The organism is Streptomyces glaucosporus, from assembly GCF_039533345.1.
GTDB lineage: Bacteria > Actinomycetota > Actinomycetes > Streptomycetales > Streptomycetaceae > Streptomyces > Streptomyces glaucosporus.
The window spans coordinates 64,946-81,538 of the sequence record NZ_BAAATJ010000008.1 but is presented as its reverse complement, the minus strand read 5'-3'; the positions used below and the strand labels follow the sequence as shown (position 1 = coordinate 81,538).

At 73.3% G+C, this 16,593-nt stretch carries 13 protein-coding genes and 1 pseudogene; 5 read left to right on the top strand and 9 right to left on the bottom strand.

Annotation, left to right across the window (positions count from 1 at the left end; translation table 11 throughout):
• Positions 1 to 63: 63 nt before the first annotated feature.
• Positions 64 to 2,439, bottom strand: a complete 2,376-nt coding sequence (locus ABD358_RS11465; protein WP_344630821.1) for an immune inhibitor A domain-containing protein — start codon at positions 2,437 to 2,439, stop codon at positions 64 to 66.
• Between the two features lie 345 nt (positions 2,440 to 2,784).
• Here ABD358_RS11465 and ABD358_RS11460 point away from each other — a divergent pair, with 345 nt between their 5' ends.
• Complete coding sequence (locus ABD358_RS11460) at positions 2,785 to 3,060, top strand: hypothetical protein (RefSeq protein ID WP_344630820.1); 276 nt, start codon at positions 2,785 to 2,787, stop codon at positions 3,058 to 3,060.
• A 148-nt stretch (positions 3,061 to 3,208) separates the two neighbouring features.
• On the opposite strand, the gene ABD358_RS11455 is transcribed toward ABD358_RS11460, so the two are convergent.
• A complete protein-coding gene (locus ABD358_RS11455; RefSeq protein ID WP_344630819.1) occupies positions 3,209 to 4,684 on the bottom strand; it encodes an RDD family protein in 1,476 nt (491 codons plus the stop codon).
• A gap of 230 nt (positions 4,685 to 4,914) precedes the next feature.
• Positions 4,915 to 5,388 carry an Lrp/AsnC family transcriptional regulator gene (locus ABD358_RS11450; protein ID WP_344630818.1) on the bottom strand — a complete coding sequence of 158 codons (474 nt, stop codon included), beginning with the start codon at positions 5,386 to 5,388 and terminating at the stop codon, positions 4,915 to 4,917.
• Between the two features lie 122 nt (positions 5,389 to 5,510).
• Here ABD358_RS11450 and hppD point away from each other — a divergent pair, with 122 nt between their 5' ends.
• Both hppD and ABD358_RS11440 read left to right on the top strand, forming a co-directional pair.
• Positions 5,511 to 6,656 carry a 4-hydroxyphenylpyruvate dioxygenase gene (hppD, locus tag ABD358_RS11445; RefSeq protein WP_344630817.1) on the top strand — a complete coding sequence of 382 codons (1,146 nt, stop codon included), beginning with the start codon at positions 5,511 to 5,513 and terminating at the stop codon, positions 6,654 to 6,656.
• 132 nt (positions 6,657 to 6,788) lie between these two features.
• Entirely contained in the window at positions 6,789 to 8,156 is a 1,368-nt protein-coding gene (locus tag ABD358_RS11440; protein WP_344630816.1) for an FAD-binding oxidoreductase, read from the top strand.
• Positions 8,157 to 8,243: 87 nt separating this feature from the next.
• Here the strand turns inward: ABD358_RS11440 and ABD358_RS11435 are convergent, their stop codons facing one another.
• The 6 genes and pseudogenes from ABD358_RS11435 to ABD358_RS11410 form a co-directional block, all read right to left on the bottom strand.
• Positions 8,244 to 9,035: a S16 family serine protease gene (locus ABD358_RS11435; protein WP_344630815.1), complete on the bottom strand. Its 792-nt coding sequence runs from the start codon at positions 9,033 to 9,035 to the stop codon at positions 8,244 to 8,246.
• Between the two features lie 82 nt (positions 9,036 to 9,117).
• Positions 9,118 to 9,762 (bottom strand): IclR family transcriptional regulator, encoded by a 645-nt coding sequence (locus ABD358_RS11430; protein WP_344630814.1) that lies wholly within the window; start codon positions 9,760 to 9,762, stop codon positions 9,118 to 9,120.
• 372 nt (positions 9,763 to 10,134) lie between these two features.
• On the bottom strand, positions 10,135 to 11,922 hold the full coding sequence (locus ABD358_RS11425; RefSeq protein WP_344630813.1) for a DEAD/DEAH box helicase: 1,788 nt from the start codon (positions 11,920 to 11,922) through the stop codon (positions 10,135 to 10,137).
• Positions 11,923 to 12,025: 103 nt separating this feature from the next.
• A pseudogene (locus tag ABD358_RS11420) lies at positions 12,026 to 12,419 on the bottom strand (type II toxin-antitoxin system death-on-curing family toxin).
• On the bottom strand, positions 12,416 to 12,610 hold the full coding sequence (locus ABD358_RS11415; RefSeq protein ID WP_425576303.1) for a CopG family transcriptional regulator: 195 nt from the start codon (positions 12,608 to 12,610) through the stop codon (positions 12,416 to 12,418). The pseudogene ABD358_RS11420 and the gene ABD358_RS11415 overlap by 4 nt, the downstream one beginning before the upstream one ends.
• Positions 12,611 to 12,656: 46 nt before the next feature.
• Positions 12,657 to 14,156, bottom strand: a complete 1,500-nt coding sequence (locus ABD358_RS11410) for an MFS transporter (protein ID WP_344630811.1) — start codon at positions 14,154 to 14,156, stop codon at positions 12,657 to 12,659.
• Positions 14,157 to 14,379: 223 nt separating this feature from the next.
• Between ABD358_RS11410 and ABD358_RS11405 the strand changes: the two genes are divergently transcribed.
• Entirely contained in the window at positions 14,380 to 15,717 is a 1,338-nt protein-coding gene (locus ABD358_RS11405) for a PP2C family protein-serine/threonine phosphatase (protein ID WP_344630810.1), read from the top strand.
• Positions 15,718 to 16,063: 346 nt separating this feature from the next.
• Entirely contained in the window at positions 16,064 to 16,591 is a 528-nt protein-coding gene (locus ABD358_RS11400) for a DoxX family protein (protein WP_344630809.1), read from the top strand.
• Positions 16,592 to 16,593 lie beyond the last annotated feature (2 nt).

Sequence of the window (16,593 nt, the reverse complement as noted above, 5' to 3'; positions counted from 1 at the left end):
CCCGCTAGGGGGCGGCGGCCGACCTGTTCCCTCATTCCCGCAGTGACCTGCGGAAACGCGGTTCTACCTCTTGCTGGAGGGTCCGACCCGGACGGTGATCGTCTTGCCGTTCAGCGGCTGGCTGACGATCGAGATCCGCGTGTTGGTGTCGGGCACCTTCACACCGGCGGTCGGGTTGGACTCGTCCCAGTAGTCACCCTTGCGGTCGTCGAAGACCGGGTTGCCCAGCTTCCAGCTCACCTTGGCGGGTTCGCCGTTCTTGTGCAGGGTCATCCCCTTCGTCGGCCACCAGCTGAAGGGGGAGTCGTAGGACTGCACGCGGTTGCGCATCAGCGTGCCGTCCGACCACTTCTCGGCCTTCGGGTGGGCGTCGACCGGCAGGATCAGGCCCTCGCCCGGGTGGACGCTGGTGTTGTTGTCCAGCTGGGAGGTGTCCCACAGCCAGATCAGCAGACCGGTCTGGTACGCGTAGCGCTCGGTCCAGTCCGGGCGGCTGTTCTGCCAGCCGAAGTTGTACGGGCCGACCTTCAGGGTCTCGTCGTAGGAGACGTACTGGCGGTTCTCGGCGATGTAGAACTGCGGGTAGGAGTTGGTGAACGACCCGCCGATGCGGGAGAAGCCGTCCGCGGTCCAGCCGTTGTCGTCACCCTCGGCGCCGTCGGTGAGGACCTCCTCGCCGTCGGCGGTGACGGTGATCTCGTCGGCCGTGAAGCCCTTCTCCGCCACGCCGCCGTCGGTGCGGTAGTGGAAGCGGAGCTGGATCTTCTTGCCCGCGTACTCGTCCAGCGGGTACGACAGGTCCACCCAGCCGCCGGACTCGCCGTCCAGCGCCGGGGCGCCGCTGGCGTCGCGGCCGAGCGGCTCGCCGTTCTTCGTGCCGTCCAGGGCGGTCCAGGTGGCGCCGCCGTCGGTGGAGACCTGGGTGTAGAGGTAGTCGTAGCCGGCCTCGATCTCCCACCAGCCCTTGAGGTCGAGCGACGCGGTGGAGGCACCGGTCAGGTCGACGGTACGGGTCAGGGAGTTGCGGAGGTCGTCACCGCTGCCGCTCCACCACTGCTTGCTGCCCGCGGCGGGCTCCACGACCTCGGTCGTGACCTCCTTCTCGGGCAGCTCGACGATCAGCGCCTGCGGGTTCTTGCCCGGCTTCGCCGAAGCGCCCAGCTTGTGCGTGGACTTGGTGGCGGCCTTGGCCGTCTCGTAGTCCAGCCAGCCCAGCGTCAGCTTGTCCCAGGCGGTCATCTCGCCCGCGGAGTCGCCGATGGCGGTCTTGCCCTTGCTCAGCCAGGAACCGGACGACATCAGGGTCCAGTAGGCGGTGGAGTTCTCGCCGCCGTTGGTGTCGTACAGGTCCGGCAGGCCGAGGTCGTGGCCGTACTCGTGGGCGAAGACGCCCAGGCCGCCGTTCTCGGGCTGCACGGTGTAGTCGCCGACCCAGATGCCGGTGTCGCCGATCTCGGTGCCGCCGGCCTTGTTGAACTCCGGCCCGCTGCGGCCGTAGTCGGTGCCGTAGGCGTACCAGCGGTGGGCCCAGATGGCGTCCTCGCCCTGCGCGCCGCCGCCGGCGGACTCGTCCTCGCCGGCGTGGACGAACTGGAAGTGGTCGATGTAGCCGTCGGCCTCGTTGAAGTCGCCGTCGGCGTCGAAGTCGTACCGGTCCCACTGGTCGTACTCGGCCAGCTGGGCCTTGATCTGCTCGGTGGTGCGACCGGCGGCCTTCTGGTCCTCGACCCACTGGTTCACACCGTCGCGGACGGCGTCCCAGACGGTGCTGCAGACGTTGTCGCCACAGGCGTTGTTGCCGTAACGGGCCTCGTTGTACTCGACCTTGACCCAGTCGGAGACCATGCCGTCCACGGAGTACTTGCCGGAGGACTGGGTCTCGTAGTAGGTCTTCAGCGAGTTCTCGCCCTCGCCGAAGTAGATCTCCTCGAAGTGCTTCTGGTCGAAGTCCTCCTCCCAGTAGGTGGAGTTGTCCTGCTTCCTGTCCGGCTTGGGGATCTGGTTGTGCAGCGGACCGGGGGTGCCGCCGTACTTCGGGTCCACCTTGTCGCCGAACTCGAGCAGGATCGTGAAGATCTTGTCGGTCTTGGTCTGCTCCATCTCGACGTACTTCTCGTCGTCGAGCTTCATGACCTTGGAGCCGTTCTTGGTCACGGGCTTCTCACCCGAGGCCAGGCGCTCGAGGGCCGCGAGGCGCTGGGCGCGCTGCTTCTCGGTCAGAGGACCGGGCAGATCGTGGGCCACGTGCTCGCCGTGCCCGCCCTTGCCCTTCTTGTGACCCTTGGCGTGGTCACTGAGGCCCGCGGCGGCCGGGTCGCGGCCGTCGGGTGCGGTGCCCTCGCTGGCGTAGGCGGTGCCGGCGGTCAGAAAGGTCGCCCCGATGACGGCGACCGTCGTGGCCAGTGCGGCGGATCTGATGGTCCTCCGTTGGCTCTTCACTAGGTATTGCCCTCCCCATGCATGGCCATGGCACGTGTGCACACACGTGTGGAGGCATTGGACATGAGCAGCGGCCGAAAAAACAGACCTTGATTTGAACACGCCACGCAAGTACGGTGTTCGGCCACCCCGTCACGGATTCCGGACACTTGACCCGGCGTGAGACGGCCGCCGGAACCGCGGCATGAACCCGTGCGCCCCCCGTGCACCGGTGTGGCGCCGGCCACGGGCCGATGAGGGCTTACCCAGTTCACCGCACGGGCATGCGGCACCGTAGAGTCGTCCGGCGGACCGCGACCGCCGTCGTGCGACGCCAACTCCCGACACCCGAGGACGGATTCCGCCATGCCGCGTCCGAATCCCGCACAACTCGCCTACGGTTCGGCCACCGTCATCCTCTCGGCCCTCGTCATGCTGCTGGTGACGCAGGCGCGTTCGGGGGCCGGGATCGCGGCCGTCGCGGGCGCGGCGCTCGCACTCGGACTGGTCGTCGCGGTCAGGGTGCCCGCCGGGCGCGCGGCGCACCGCTCCCGCCCGGTGCCGGGCGGGGTGCCCGGGCAGCGCGGCGCGGACCGCGCCGGAACCGGACGGCGGCTTCCGCAGCCCTCGGTGCGCCGCTGACCCCCGCGACTTCCGCGCGGACGACCCCCGGCCTCCCCGGGGGAAGCGGCGCCGCTGCTGTGTCCTCATGGCCCGAGTGCACCGTGCCGCCGCGCGCCGCGCATCCGGCGTGTGCCGTTCGGGCGACGGCCGCCGGGCCGGGGCCGGCCTACTCCGAACCGCGCGCCACGAAGGTGCGCGCCGCCTTGTCGTGCCAGCACTGCCGCCACGGCTTGTCGACGACGCACCAGAAGGCGTCCACCAGGCCGATCCCCACCAGCGACAGCGGGCCGTACACCAGCCAGCGGCGCAGCGCGGCGCCGAACGACGGGGTGTCCTGCTCCTCGATGTCGAGCACCGTGAGGCCGAACAGCTTCTTGCCGAGCGTGCGGCCCCAGCGGGCGGTGGGCAGCACCTCGTAGAGGAGACCGAAGAGGAGGAAGGCGCCCAGCACGATCGCCAGGTAGACCCCGGTGGTCCCGTCGACCAGCCAGACCTGCCGCGTCACGCCCGCCTGTTCGACGGCCTCGATCTCCTCCCGGACGTGCTCGACGCTCGGGCCGACGAACGGGAAGGCCACCGCGCCGGTCACCGCCGCGGTGACGATCCCGTCGACGGCCCGGGCCGCCAGCCGCCGCCCCAGCCCGGCGGGGCGGGCCTGGCGCTGGGCGGCCTGGAGGAAGGGATCGACGGTGGGCGGCTTCCAGGGCACGACCCGCTCCGGTCCGGCCGGCGCCCCGGCCGGGGACTGCTGGGCCGGCACGGCGGGAGCGGGCGCGGCGCCCGGGCCGGGGGCCGGTGCGCCGGACGCGGGGGCGCGCTGCGCCAGTTCCTGCACCTGCCGTGTCCACGAGGGCTGTTCGGACGCGGCGGGCGCGGGCGCGGGCATGGGCATGGGGGCGGGGGCGGGGGCGGGTGCGGGCATGGGCGCGGGTACGGGCGCCGGGCGGGCGGCCTCGGGGGTGTGCGGTCCGGTGGCCTCCCGGCGTCCCGCGGCGGGCGCGGCGGGAGCACCGCCGTCCGCCGGCCGTACGGGCCGCATCCGCATGGTGCCCTCCGTCCGGGGCGGGGCGTCGCCGCCGCCCGCAGGCCCGGCGTCCGCGCGCTTCCAGCCGCCGCGCGGGTCGGAGCCCGGTTCCAGGGCCTGCGGGGCGCGTCCGGCGCCCAGCGCCGGGGCCGCGCCCCAGGAGACGCGGTCGTCCCGCTCCCCGTCGAAGCCGGACTGCCGGGAGGCGTCGGCCTGCCAGGCGGAGGCGGGCTCGGACCGGCCGCCGGGCCGGAGGTCCACCTCGCCGCGTCCGCGCACCTCCGGAAGCGTGCCGCTGCGCGGGGGCGCCGCGGGAGCGTCCCCGGGACCGTCCTCCTCGTCCAGGAAGACCGGGCCCGTCTCCTCGCGCGGCGCTTCCTCCTGCCCGGACGGCCCGGACGGCCCGGACGGCGCGGCGGGCGCGGACGGCGCCGGCTGCGGCGGGGCCGCCCCGTCAGGCGGGGCGGGCATCGGTTCGCCGTCGGGCGGCGCGGGCCGGCTGGTGCCGGGTACCCATGCGGCGCCGTTCCAGTAGCGGATGTACCCCGGGATGGACGGGTCCGGGTAGTAGCCCGGACCCGGGGTGCCGTGGGCGGATGCTGACGGAGGGGCGCTCATGTGTCCGGTCCCGTATCTGCTCGGCCGTTGCTTGGCGTTGTGCCGCACCCCGCCCGCCGACGCGGCCGGGGAACGCTTGGTCCACTATCTACCAGAGAGAGCGGACTCCTCGCCCCGAGCACGGGGCGCCCCTCCCTCCTCCCGGCTGCGGGGAACGGTCCCGCCGCCGACCAGGGAGCGTGAGGGGCGGATGAGGGCGCGTGGGGGCGTGTGCGGGCGCGTGGCGAACGTCAGTCGGCGTCCCGGGCTGCCTGGCGCACCAGCGGGATGATCCGCAGCGGGACCGGGTTCTCCATGACGATGGCCGTCGAGGCCCGCACGATGCCCTCGAACCCCACCACCTTGTCGATCACCCGCTGGAGGTCCGCGTTGGAGCGGGCCACCAGGCGGCAGAGCATGTCGCCGCGTCCGGTGATGGTGTGCAGCTCCAGCACCTCGGGGACGGAGGCCAGGTGGGCCCGGACGTCGTTGCCCTGCCCCTGGCTGATCTCCAGGGTGGCGAAGGCGGTGACCGGGTAGCCGATGGCCGCCGGGTCCACGTCGGGGCCGAAGCCCCGGATCACCCCCTTGCCCTGGAGCCGGTCCAGCCGCGCCTGCACGGTGCCGCGGGCCACGCCGAGGCGGCGGGACGCCTCCAGCACCCCTATGCGGGGTTCGGCGGCGAGGAGTTCCAGCAGCCGCCCGTCCAGCTCGTCGATGCCCATGGCCCTACCTCCGGTGGTCATCCTGTACAGATCGCCCGGTGTGACTGGGTCGTCACTGAGCAAAGTGCCCAGCGATTGCACGAACTATTGCGCATCTTGTGGTTCGGCGGGAGCCTGCCGCCATGACTGAGACCACCCACCACACCCCCAGCACCGCCCGGCAGGCCGATCCCTTCCCGGTGAAGGGGATGGACGCGGTCGTCTTCGCCGTGGGCAACGCCAAGCAGGCCGCGCACTACTACTCCACGGCGTTCGGCATGCGGCTCGTGGCCTACTCCGGCCCCGAGAACGGCAGCCGGGAGACCGCCAGCTACGTCCTGGAGTCGGGGTCCGCCCGCTTCGTCCTGACGTCGGTCATCAAGCCCTCCACCGACCGCGGCCGGTGGCTGGCCGAGCACGTCGCCGCGCACGGCGACGGCGTGATCGACCTGGCCATCGAGGTGCCGGACGCCCGGGCCGCCTACGAGTACGCCGTCGCCCACGGCGCCACCGGCCTGGAGGAGCCCCACGAGCTGAAGGACGAGCACGGCACGGTCGTGCTCGCCGCCATCGCCACCTACGGCGAGACCCGCCACACCCTGGTGGAGCGCTCCGGCTACGAGGGGCCCTACCTGCCCGGCTTCGTCGCCGCCTCCCCGATCGTCGAGCCCCCGGCCCACCGCTTCTTCCAGGCCATCGACCACTGCGTGGGCAACGTCGAGCTCGGGAGGATGGACGAGTGGGTGGCCTTCTACAACAAGGTCATGGGCTTCACCAACATGAAGGAGTTCGTCGGCGACGACATCGCCACCGAGTACTCCGCGCTGATGTCGAAGGTCGTCGCCGACGGCAGGCGCAAGGTGAAGTTCCCGCTCAACGAGCCGGCGATCGCCAGGAAGAAGTCGCAGATCGACGAGTACCTGGAGTTCTACGGCGGCCCCGGCGTGCAGCACATCGCCCTCGCCACCAACGACATCGTCGCCACCGTGCGGGCCATGCGCGCCGCCGGCGTGGAGTTCCTCGACACCCCCGACTCCTACTACGACACCCTCGGCGAGTGGGTCGGCGAGACCCGGGTGCCGATCGACGAGCTGCGCGAGCTGAAGATCCTCGCCGACCGCGACGAGGACGGCTACCTGCTGCAGATCTTCACCAAGCCCGTCCAGGACCGTCCCACGGTGTTCTTCGAGATGATCGAGCGCCACGGGTCCATGGGCTTCGGCAAGGGCAACTTCAAGGCCCTGTTCGAGGCGATCGAGCGCGAGCAGGCCAGGCGCGGCAACCTCTGACCCGGCTCCCGCCGCCCCCTCCGTACTCCGTGGCCCCGCCTTCCTGACGGCGGGGCCACGGCCCGTTCCCGGCACCGTCCGGCCCGCCGGCGCCCCGTTGCCGGGGCGGCGCGCCGGTGCCAGGCTGACGCCATGAGCGCGCTGATCGAACGGCTGCGGGACGGCCTGCCGCAGGACGCGGTCCTCACCGACCCCGACGTGACGGGCTCCTACGCCCGCGACATGGCGGGCTTCTGCGAGGCGGGCACGCCCGCGGTGGTGGTCCTGCCCCGCACGGTCGAGCAGGTGCGGCACGTGATGCGCACCGCGACGGCGCTGCGGGTGCCCGTCGTCCCGCAGGGCGCCCGCACCGGGCTGTCCGGCGGCGCCAACGCCGTCGACGGGTGCATCGTGCTGTCGCTGGTGCGGATGGACCGCATCCTGGAGATCGACCCGGTCGACCGGATCGCGGTCGTCGAGCCGGGCGTGGTCAACGCCGACCTCTCCCGGGCCGCCGAGGAGCTGGGCCTGTCCTACCCGCCGGACCCCTCCAGCTGGGAGCAGTGCACCATCGGCGGCAACATCGGCACGGCCGCCGGCGGACTGTGCTGCGTGAAGTACGGGGTCACCGCCGAGTACGTCCTGGGCCTGGACGTGGTGCTGGCCGACGGGCGGCTGATGTCCACCGGGCGCCGCACCGCCAAGGGCGTGGCGGGCTACGACCTGACCCGGCTGTTCGTCGGCTCCGAGGGCTCCCTGGGCATCGTCGTCGGCGCCACCCTGGCCCTGCGCCCCAGGCCGCCCCGGCAGCTCGCGCTGGCCGCCGAGTTCCCCTCGGCCGCCGCCGCGGGCGACGCGGTGTGCCGGATCATGGCCGCCGGGCACACGCCCGCGCTGCTGGAGCTGATGGACCGCACCACGCTGCGCGCGGTCAACGAGCTGACGCGGATGGGGCTTCCGGAGACCACCGGGGCGCTGCTGCTGGCCGCCTTCGACACCCCCGACCCGGCGGCCGACCTGGCCGCCGTCGGGGAGCTGTGCGCGGCGGCCGGGGCGAGCGGGGTCGTCCCCGCCGAGGACGAGGCCGAGTCCGCGATGCTGCTCCAGGCGCGGCGGTCGGCGCTGGTCGCCCTGGAGGCGGTCGGGGGCACGATGCTGATCGACGACGTGTGCGTCCCCCGCGGCCGGCTGGCCGACATGCTCCAGGGGGTCGAGGCCCTCGCGGAGAAGCACGGGCTGACCATCGGCGTCTGCGCCCACGCGGGCGACGGCAACACCCATCCCGTGGTCTGCTTCGACGGGCGCGACCCGGACGAGGCCCGCCGGGCGCGGGCGGCGTTCGGGGAGATCATGGCGCTCGGCCTGGAGCTGGGCGGCACGATCACCGGCGAGCACGGGGTGGGGATGCTCAAGAAGGAGTGGATGGCCCGCGAGCTGGGCCCGGTGGCCATGGAGATGCAGCGCGGCATCAAGCAGGTCTTCGATCCGCTGGGCCTGCTCAACCCGGGCAAGCTGTTCTGACCCCCGGGCCGCCTCCGGTCCGTCCCCGGGCCGCCGCCGGTCCGCCGCCTCCCCGTGCCGTCCGGTCGTCCGGCCGTCCGTTCCGGGCTAGCAGCTCGGCACGCGTCCGCCCTCCCGCAGCGCCCTGAGGGCGTCGAGGGCGCCGTCCAGGGTGGCGACGGGAACCAGGCGCAGACCGTCGGGGAGCTCCTCCCGGGCCGTACCGCACTCGGCCTCGGGCACCAGGAAGACGGTTGCCCCGTCGCGCCTGGCGGCCTGGGTCTTCAGCGGGACGCCGCCGACCGGCCCGACCTTCCCGGCCCGGTCGATGGTGCCGGTGCCGGCGATCGTCCGGCCGCCGGTGAGGTCCTCGCCGTCGAGCTTGTCGACGATGCCGAGGGCGAAGACCAGGCCGGCGCTGGGACCGCCGACGTCCTCCAGCCGCAGGTCCACCTCCACCTCGCCGGCGGACAGGCCCAGTTCGCGCAGCGCGGCGGCGACGGCCACGTCCTGCGACTCCTCCATCTGGGCGGTGGTGTGCTCCTCGATCTCCTCCGGGTCGTCGCCGACCGGGTAGACCGCGTCGCGCGGCATCACCGCGCGGTCGGTGTCGAACCAGCTCCCCAGCACGTCGGCCAGGCGCACGGTCGTCTCCGGAGCGGTCGCCACGATCGTGGTGGCCAGCAGCTCGCCCTTCGAGGGGCGGTCGCCGGCCCCGGGGTCCCCGTCCCCCGAGACGGTGATGACCGGCCTGTCCCGGTGTTCGCCCAGGACGTCCGCGGTGATACCGGGATGGGCGACCGAGAACGGCAGCGGGGCGAGGGCGGCGACCGCGAGCAGCGCGGTGACGAGCGCCCCGCAGACCGCGAGGGTCCGTGCGCGAGGGGTCAGAGCTGGCATGGGGGTGAATCTAGTTCACCTCGGCGGCGGGCGCGGCGGTGGGCGGGCGGCCCGCCGCCGCGCGGCCGGCCCCGGCGGGCGGCTACCTCAGGAAGTCGGCGACCTCCTGCGCCGCCTGGACCACGCGCGGCCCCACCTTCTGGGGCACCGACTCCGAGAGCATCACCACGCCGACACTGCCCTCGATGCCGTTCACCCCGAGCAGCGGGGCGGCGGCGCCGCAGGCGCCCGCCTCCAGTTCACCGTGGGTGAGGACGTAGCCCTCGGGCAGGTCCCGCTCCGGATTGCGGCCGGCGAGGATCGCGCGGCCGGCGGCCCCCTTGTCGAGGGGGTGGCGGAACCCGGTGCGGTAGGCGACGTGGTAGTCGGTCCAGCTCGGCTCGACGACGGCGACGGCCAGGGCGTCGTTGCCGTCCACCAGGGTCAGGTGCGCGGTGGCGCCGACGTCCTCGGCCAGCGCCCGCAGCGCGGGCAGGGCCGCCTCCCGCACCAGCGGGTGCACCTGCCGTCCCAGCCTCAGCACGCCGAGCCCGACGCGGGCGCGGCCGCCCAGGTCCCTGCGGACCAGGGAGTGCTGTTCGAGGGTGGCGAGCAGTCGGTAGACGACCGTGCGGTTGACCCCGAGCTTGTTGGACAGCTCGGTGACGGTCAGGCCGTGGTCGGTGTCGGCGAGCAGTTTGAGGACGCGCAGTCCTCTGTCGAGCGTCTGGGAAGTCTCCGCGGTCACGACGCCCCCTCCTCGGGTGTGTGCCGACGGTTCCGCTCCGGGGTGTGCCTCGCCGGTCCCGTCGGCGGGCACGAGTGCCTGGTTGTTCCCGGAAGGCCGCCGATCGGTCTGGCGGGTCGCACCGGCTGCGCTCCGGGGCAGAGCTGCCACGGGGCGTGTGCGTGTCGGGAAACTTAGCGACCTTCGACACACCTTCGAAAGAGCCCGTCCAGAATCCGGGCGTTGGTGAACTGGTTTATCCGCATTGCGTACAGCGGCCGCCTCCGGCGGTCCGGTCCATTCTCTTTGTACTGCCCAGTATGCGGACCGCGCCCGGACGTGCGCGGAGGGTCTCCGCCGGCCGGCGGAGACCCTCCGCGGACGGCGCGGACGTCACCGCATCCGCGTCGCCCACTCCCGCACCTTGGCGATCCGCTGCTGCAACTGGCCCGCCGTCGCCTGCGCCGTGGGCGGCCCGCCGCAGACCCGCCGCAGCTCCGTGTGGATCACGCCGTGCGGCTTGCCGCTCTGGTGGGCGTACGCGCCGACGAGCGAGTTGAGCTGCCGGCGCATCTCCAGCATCTCCTTGTGGGTGACCACCGGCCGGTTCTCGGCCGGCGTCTCCAGCAGGTCGGCCTCGCTGTCCGGCTTGCGGCGGCTGTGCGCGATCTGCCGCGCCTGCCGCTTCTGGAGCAGCAGCTGCACCTGGTCGGGCTCCAGCAGTCCGGGGATGCCCAGGTAGTCCTGCTCCTCCTGGCTGCCGGGGTGGGCCTGCATGCCGAACTCGGCCCCGTCGTACATCACCCGGTCGAAGACCGCCTCGGACTCCAGCGCCTCGAAGGGGAGCTGGTCCTGGTCGCCGGTGTTCTCGTCCTTCTGCTGCTCGGCCTCCTTGAGGAGGCCGGCCTCCTCCGCGTACGGGTCCTCGTCCTCCCCGCCCTTCTTGGGCTTGTCCAGGACGTGGTCCCGCTCGACCTCCATCTCGTGGGCGAAGCCCAGCAGCATGGGGATGGTGGGCAGGAAGACGGACGCGGTCTCGCCGCGCCGTCTGGAGCGGACGAAACGGCCGACGGCCTGGGCGAAGAACAGCGGTGTGGAGATGGTCGTGGCATACACGCCGACCGCCAGGCGCGGCACGTCCACGCCCTCCGAGACCATTCTGACGGCCACCATCCAGCGGTCCTCGGAGGCGCTGAACTCCTCGATCCGCTTCGAGGCGCCGCTGTCGTCGGAGAGCACGACGGTCGGCCCGGTGCCGGTGATCTCGCGGAGCAGCTTGGCGTAGGCGCGCGCCGAGTCCTGGTCGCTGGCGATCACCAGCCCGCCCGCGTCGGGGATCGACTTGCGGACCTCCGTCAGCCGGGTGTCGGCCGCGCGCAGGACGCTGGGCATCCAGTCGCCGCGCGGGTCGAGGGCGGTGCGCCAGGCCTGGGAGATGGCGTCCTTGGTCATCGGCTCGCCGAGCTTCGCCTCCAGCTCGTCGCCGCTCTTGCTCCGCCAGCGCATGTTGCCGCTGTAGGAGAGGAAGATCACCGGCCGCACGACGCCGTCGGCCAGCGCGTTGCCGTAGCCGTAGGTGTAGTCCGCCACCGACCGGCGGATGCCCTCGGCGTCCTCGGCGTAGGTGACGAACGGGATGGGGTTGCTGTCGGAGCGGAACGGGGTGCCGGTGAGGGCCAGCCGGCGGGTGGCGGGCTCGAACGCCTCGAAGCACGCCTCGCCCCAGGACTTGCTGTCGCCGGCGTGGTGGATCTCGTCCAGGATGACCAGCGTCTTGCGCTGCTCGCAGCGGTTGCGGTGCAGCATCGGGCGTACGCCCACGCCCGCGTAGGTCACCGCGACCCCGTGGTACTCCCGGCCGAGCGGGCCCGCGCTGTACTCGGGGTCCAGTCTGATGCCCACTCTCGCCGCGGCCTCGGCCCACTGCTTCTTCAGGTGCTCGGTCGGCGCGACGACGGTCACCTGCTGGACGACGTGGTGGTGCAGCAGCCAGGAGGCGAGGGTCAGCGCGAAGGTCGTCTTTCCCGCGCCCGGGGTCGCCACGGCGAGGAAGTCCCGCGGCTGCTTCTCCAGGTAGAGGTTCATCGCGGCCTGCTGCCAGGCGCGCAGCTTGTTGGCCGTGCCCCAGGGGGCGCGGCCGGGGAAGGCCGGCGAGAGGTGGTGCGACGCGGTGGTAGTCACGGTCTCCGTCGTGCTGGGTCGGCGATCGAACCGCGTCAGCCTATCGGGACCGCCCGGCCGTCCTCCGGTGACGCCCGGGGGACGGGACGGGGTGCGGCGGAGGTCACAACGCCGGTGCCTCCCTGAGCAGGCGCGGCCGTTCGCCGATCACCTTGACGTCCTCCGCCTCTCCCGTGGCCACGGCGATGACCAGAGCCTCAGCGGCGTCGATGTCCGGGCGCAAGCGCTCCCCGTGCAACGAGAGGAACGTGACACAAGGACAGCCACGCCGTGCGCTTGCCGCCGTCCGCGAAGGGGCGGTTGGCGGCCAGGGACCGGAGCAACGCGGCTGCCTTGTCGAACAGGTCCGGGTACGCCTCCTCCCCGGACATCGAAGCCGGAGGGCGGTGCACCGCCGATTCGAGCAGCCCGGGGTCGCGTAGCGCCACCCGCATGTCGTCACACGCGTACTCGGCGACGGCCAGGACGTCCTCGGACGTGAGGTACGGGAAGGTCACTCGAGCCGCTCCATCAGCTCGCGCCGCTTGACCGCTTCCTTCTTCGCGGTCTCGCGCACCATGGCTTCCCGCGCGTTCCGTGCCAGGTGGTCGTCCACCGCCCGGAGCACTACGGCGTGCATGCTGCGTCCTTCCGGCTCGGCCTGCTTCTTCAGCGCCTCGGCGCGTTCGCCGTCAAGACGGAGGTTCATGGCCATACCAGGACGGTGCCGGACACGACCCCGATGCGGTACCGGATCACTTGCCGGCCGGTTCCTCCGCGCGCAGCCGTCCCGCCACCAGGACGCCCACCAGGGCGACCGCCGCCGACGGGAGGTAGACGGCCAGGAACGCCACCGGGTGGGAGGTGGAGGCCGCCGCCTGGCCCGCCCCGTGGCCCACGTCCACCGAACCGCCGCCCAGGGCCGCGAAGACCGCGCCGCAGGCGGCGAGCAGCACGATGTTGGACAGGCCGTCGCTGAGCTGGAGGGCGGCGGAGTTGGCGCCCGCCTCCTCCGGCTTCGACAGCTTCATCAGCAGCACGCTCGTGGAGGAGATCACCACGCCCATGCCGAAGCAGCCCGTGGCCTGCGCGACGGTCGCGATCCACACCGGAACGGCCTCCAGCAGCACCAGCGGGGTGGCCGCGATCCCGGCGGTCACCACCACCATGCCGATCCGCACCAGCCGCTCGCGGTGCGGTTCCATCGCCGGGCGGGACTGGACGAAGGAGCCCGCCGCCCAGGTCGCGCCGCCCGCCGCCAGCGAGAGGCCGGCCATGGTCACCGACAGCCCGCGCTGGGTGACGAGCATCAGCGGCACGAAGCTCTCGGCGACGATGAAGGCGCCGGCCGCTATGCCGCGCATCAGCACCACCGTCGGCAGTCCGCGCGCCGCGCGGAACGTGCCCCGCGGCAGCAGCCCGAGCGCGGCCGGGACCATCAGCGCGGCGCCGGCCACCGCCGGGACGAGCGAGAGCCAGCGCAGGTCCTGCCCGGCGTACTGGAGGAGCCCGGCCCCCAGCGCCACCGCCACCGCCAGCTTCATCCGCCGCCGGTCCACGGGCCGCACCTCGCCGGGCGGCGGGCCGGAGGCCGCGCGGCGCAGCGCCGGGAACATGACCGCGGCCGGCAGGACGACCAGGGCGGGAATGCCGAGGAACACCCAGCGCCAGCCGAACTGCTCGGTGACCGTCCCGGAGATCAGCGGCCCCACGACGGAGGGGATCACCCAGGACGCGGCGAAGGCCGCCATCACCGTGGGCTGGAGGCGGGCGGGGTAGGCGCGGCTGACGGTGACGTACAGCGCGACGATCACCAGACCGCCGCCGATGCCCTGCGCCGCGCGCCCGAGGACGAACACCCACATGGACGTCGCCGTCCCCGACAGCAGCAGCCCGGCCGCGAAGGCCCCGATGCCCGCGGCGAGCGGCGGCAGCGGCCCCTTCCGGTCGGACCACTGGCCGGAGGCCACCATGCCCAGCAGGCTGGTGGTGAAGTACGCGGAGAAGGCGAACGCGTACAGCGCCACCCCGTCGAGCCGGTCGGCGGCGACGGGCATGGCCGTGCCGACGGCCGTCGCCTCGAAGGCGATCAGGAGGACGACGGTGACGATGCCCAGGGTCAGCGCCCGGTAGGACCGGCCGAGCACCCCTTCCCCGGTCCCCGGCTCCGGCGCGGGCGGCGGGGGCGCGAGGTCGGGGGCGGCGGGGGCGACGCTGCCCAGGGGGCCGCCGAGGTCGTCGTCGAGTGCGGTCATGCGGCTCAGCGTAAGGCCCGTCACCGACACTGGCGCCTGTCGGGGGACGGTGGCCGGCTCGTCCGTCGGTCCTGGGTCCGGTGCCGCCGCGTATCCGCCCGTCTCCGCGGTGTGATGTCCGGCACTGAAGCGGGAAGCCGGGGCATACGGACGGTGAGGAGCCGGTGCGGGCGCGAGGGGGCTCGGCATAGACGGACACGGGTTCGAGGGACGGGAGTCGGTGATGGCAGTCGGGTACGGCACCGAGCGGAGCACCCACACGGGGATCCTGGCGGCGGCCGAGGCCGCGTCGCCGGTGGCGTCCGTGGACGTGGTCGCGCACGAGCTCAGACGGCGCTTCGGCGCCACCTCGGTGTCGTTCCTGATCACCGACATGACGGGGCAGGCCGTGGTGCGGCTGAGCACGGCGGGCGAGGTCGGCACCACCGAGAGCGCCGAGCGGGTCGGGCTGTCCGGCACCGTCTACGGCGACGTGATCCGCACCCAGCGGCTCCGGCTGGCGGACGCCGTCGACGGGGACGGCGGGCAGCGGGTGATCGCCCCGGTCACCAACCGGGGCGATCCCATCGGCCTGCTGGAGGTGCGGGTGCCGGGCGGCCCCTCCACCAGGACGCTGCGGGAGATCAGCCGGGCCGCCCACACCCTGGCCTACATCGTCATCGCCAACCGGCGGTTCACCGACCTGTACCAGTGGGGCCGCCGCACCTCCCCGGTCAGCCTGGCCGCCGAGATCCAGCACAACCTGCTGCCCTCCTCGCTGTCGTGCGAGGCCGCGCAGTTCGCGGTGGCCGGGGCCCTGGAGCCGGCGGGCAACGTGGGCGGCGACACCTTCGACTACGCCCTGGAGCGCGAGGTCCTGCACCTGTCCGTCACCGACGCCATGGGCCACGACGTGAAGGCCGCCCTGATCGCCTCCCTGCTGGTCGGCGCGCTGAGGGGCGCCCGGCGCGAGCGCTGCGAGCTGGCGGAGCAGGCGCGCCGCGCCCACCGGGCGATGCTCGACCACAGCGACGGCGCGCTGGCGACCGGTCTGCTGCTGCGCGTCGGGCTGGGCGACGGCCGCGTCGAGCTCGTCAACGCCGGCCACCCCTGGCCCCTGCTGCTGCGGGACGGCGGGGTCCGGGAGGTCAGGCTGGCCGTGGACCTGCCCTTCGGGGTCCGCTTCCCGCACGGCTACCGGGTGCAGAGGCTGGGCCTCAGGCCGGGCGACCGGCTCGTCATCCTCACCGACGGCATGCTGGACCACCGCTCCGAGATCGCCCATCTGTTCCCCCTGATCGCGGGGACCGGGGGCCTCCACCCCCGCGAGGCGGCCCAGGTCCTGACCACCGCCGTCCTGGAGGCCCACAGGGGCGACCTCAGGGACGACGCGACGGTGATGTGCATGGACTGGTACGGCCCCGGAGCCATGCGCCTGAACGCCGACACCGGCGCCAGCCTCACCCAGGCCTCCCCCGCCGCGCTCCCCTCCCACCGGCACCGGATGCGGCTGCCGGCCTCCGGGGCCGACGGGGCGCCGGGCGACCGGGGAAGGGCCGACGGGGCGACCGGGAAGTCCTGACGGCGCGTCACCCGCCGTCCCGCCGGCCGGCCTCCCGTCCGGGCCGCACCCCGGCGCGGCCCGCTCCGGCGATTCCGGGCCGCGCGGCCGTCCGGCGGCGTTCCACAAAGGCCGAAACCGAGCACACGGCACACCTTGCCCGGGCCGCCCCGGGCCCGTACAGTCCGCCCAGTACCTATGGGAGCGCTCCCATGATCTTGGTAACCGCCGCCCCACCGGAGGGACCCATGAGATCCGACGCACGCTCCACCACGAGACCCCCCACCGCCGCCCCGCCCGGGCACCGGTCCGGGAGGCGGTCGTGAGAAGGCGGGGCGTCCTCGCCCCGGGAGAGGACCCTCCCGCCGTGCCGGACGGCCCGGCGACGGGAACGGCGGTGGCCGACCCCGTCGGCCGGCAGGGAGTGCGCCCCCCGCGCGGACCGCGCGCGATCCCCGCCTTCTGCCGCCGGCACAGCATCACCGCGCTGCGGGTCTCCGTCGGGCTGCTGTTCCTCTGGTTCGGGGCCCTCAAGATCCTGCCCGGCGTCAGCCACGCCGAGGACATGGCCACCCGTGTGATGAGCGTCCTGACCTCCGGCCACGTCCCCGCGGACCTCTCCAGACCGCTGCTGGCCATGATGGAGATGCTGATCGGAGCCGGCCTGGTCACCGGACTGCTGCTCCGCCTGACGCTGCTGGTCTTCTTCGTCCACATGGCCGGGACGTTCTCGGCCCTGGTCGTCCTGCCCGCCGAGATGTGGGAGGGCGGCCTCCCCGTCCCCACCATGGCGGGGCAGTACGTCCTCAAGAACGTCGTCCTCGTGGCGGCCGGACTCGCCGTCGCCGTCCACACGCCCCGCCCCGGACCCGGCGGACCGGAGGACGGCCGGTAGGC

Coding starts and splice junctions, on each gene's coding strand:
- ABD358_RS11460 (WP_344630820.1), top strand. CDS start 2,785: ATGCCGCGTCCGAATCCCGCACAACTCGCCTACGGTTCGGCCACCGTC.
- ABD358_RS11455 (WP_344630819.1), bottom strand. CDS start 4,684: ATGAGCGCCCCTCCGTCAGCATCCGCCCACGGCACCCCGGGTCCGGGC.
- ABD358_RS11450 (WP_344630818.1), bottom strand. CDS start 5,388: ATGGGCATCGACGAGCTGGACGGGCGGCTGCTGGAACTCCTCGCCGCC.
- hppD (WP_344630817.1), top strand. CDS start 5,511: ATGACTGAGACCACCCACCACACCCCCAGCACCGCCCGGCAGGCCGAT.
- ABD358_RS11440 (WP_344630816.1), top strand. CDS start 6,789: ATGAGCGCGCTGATCGAACGGCTGCGGGACGGCCTGCCGCAGGACGCG.
- ABD358_RS11435 (WP_344630815.1), bottom strand. CDS start 9,035: ATGCCAGCTCTGACCCCTCGCGCACGGACCCTCGCGGTCTGCGGGGCG.
- ABD358_RS11415 (WP_425576303.1), bottom strand. CDS start 12,610: ATGAACCTCCGTCTTGACGGCGAACGCGCCGAGGCGCTGAAGAAGCAG.
- ABD358_RS11410 (WP_344630811.1), bottom strand. CDS start 14,156: ATGACCGCACTCGACGACGACCTCGGCGGCCCCCTGGGCAGCGTCGCC.
- ABD358_RS11405 (WP_344630810.1), top strand. CDS start 14,380: ATGGCAGTCGGGTACGGCACCGAGCGGAGCACCCACACGGGGATCCTG.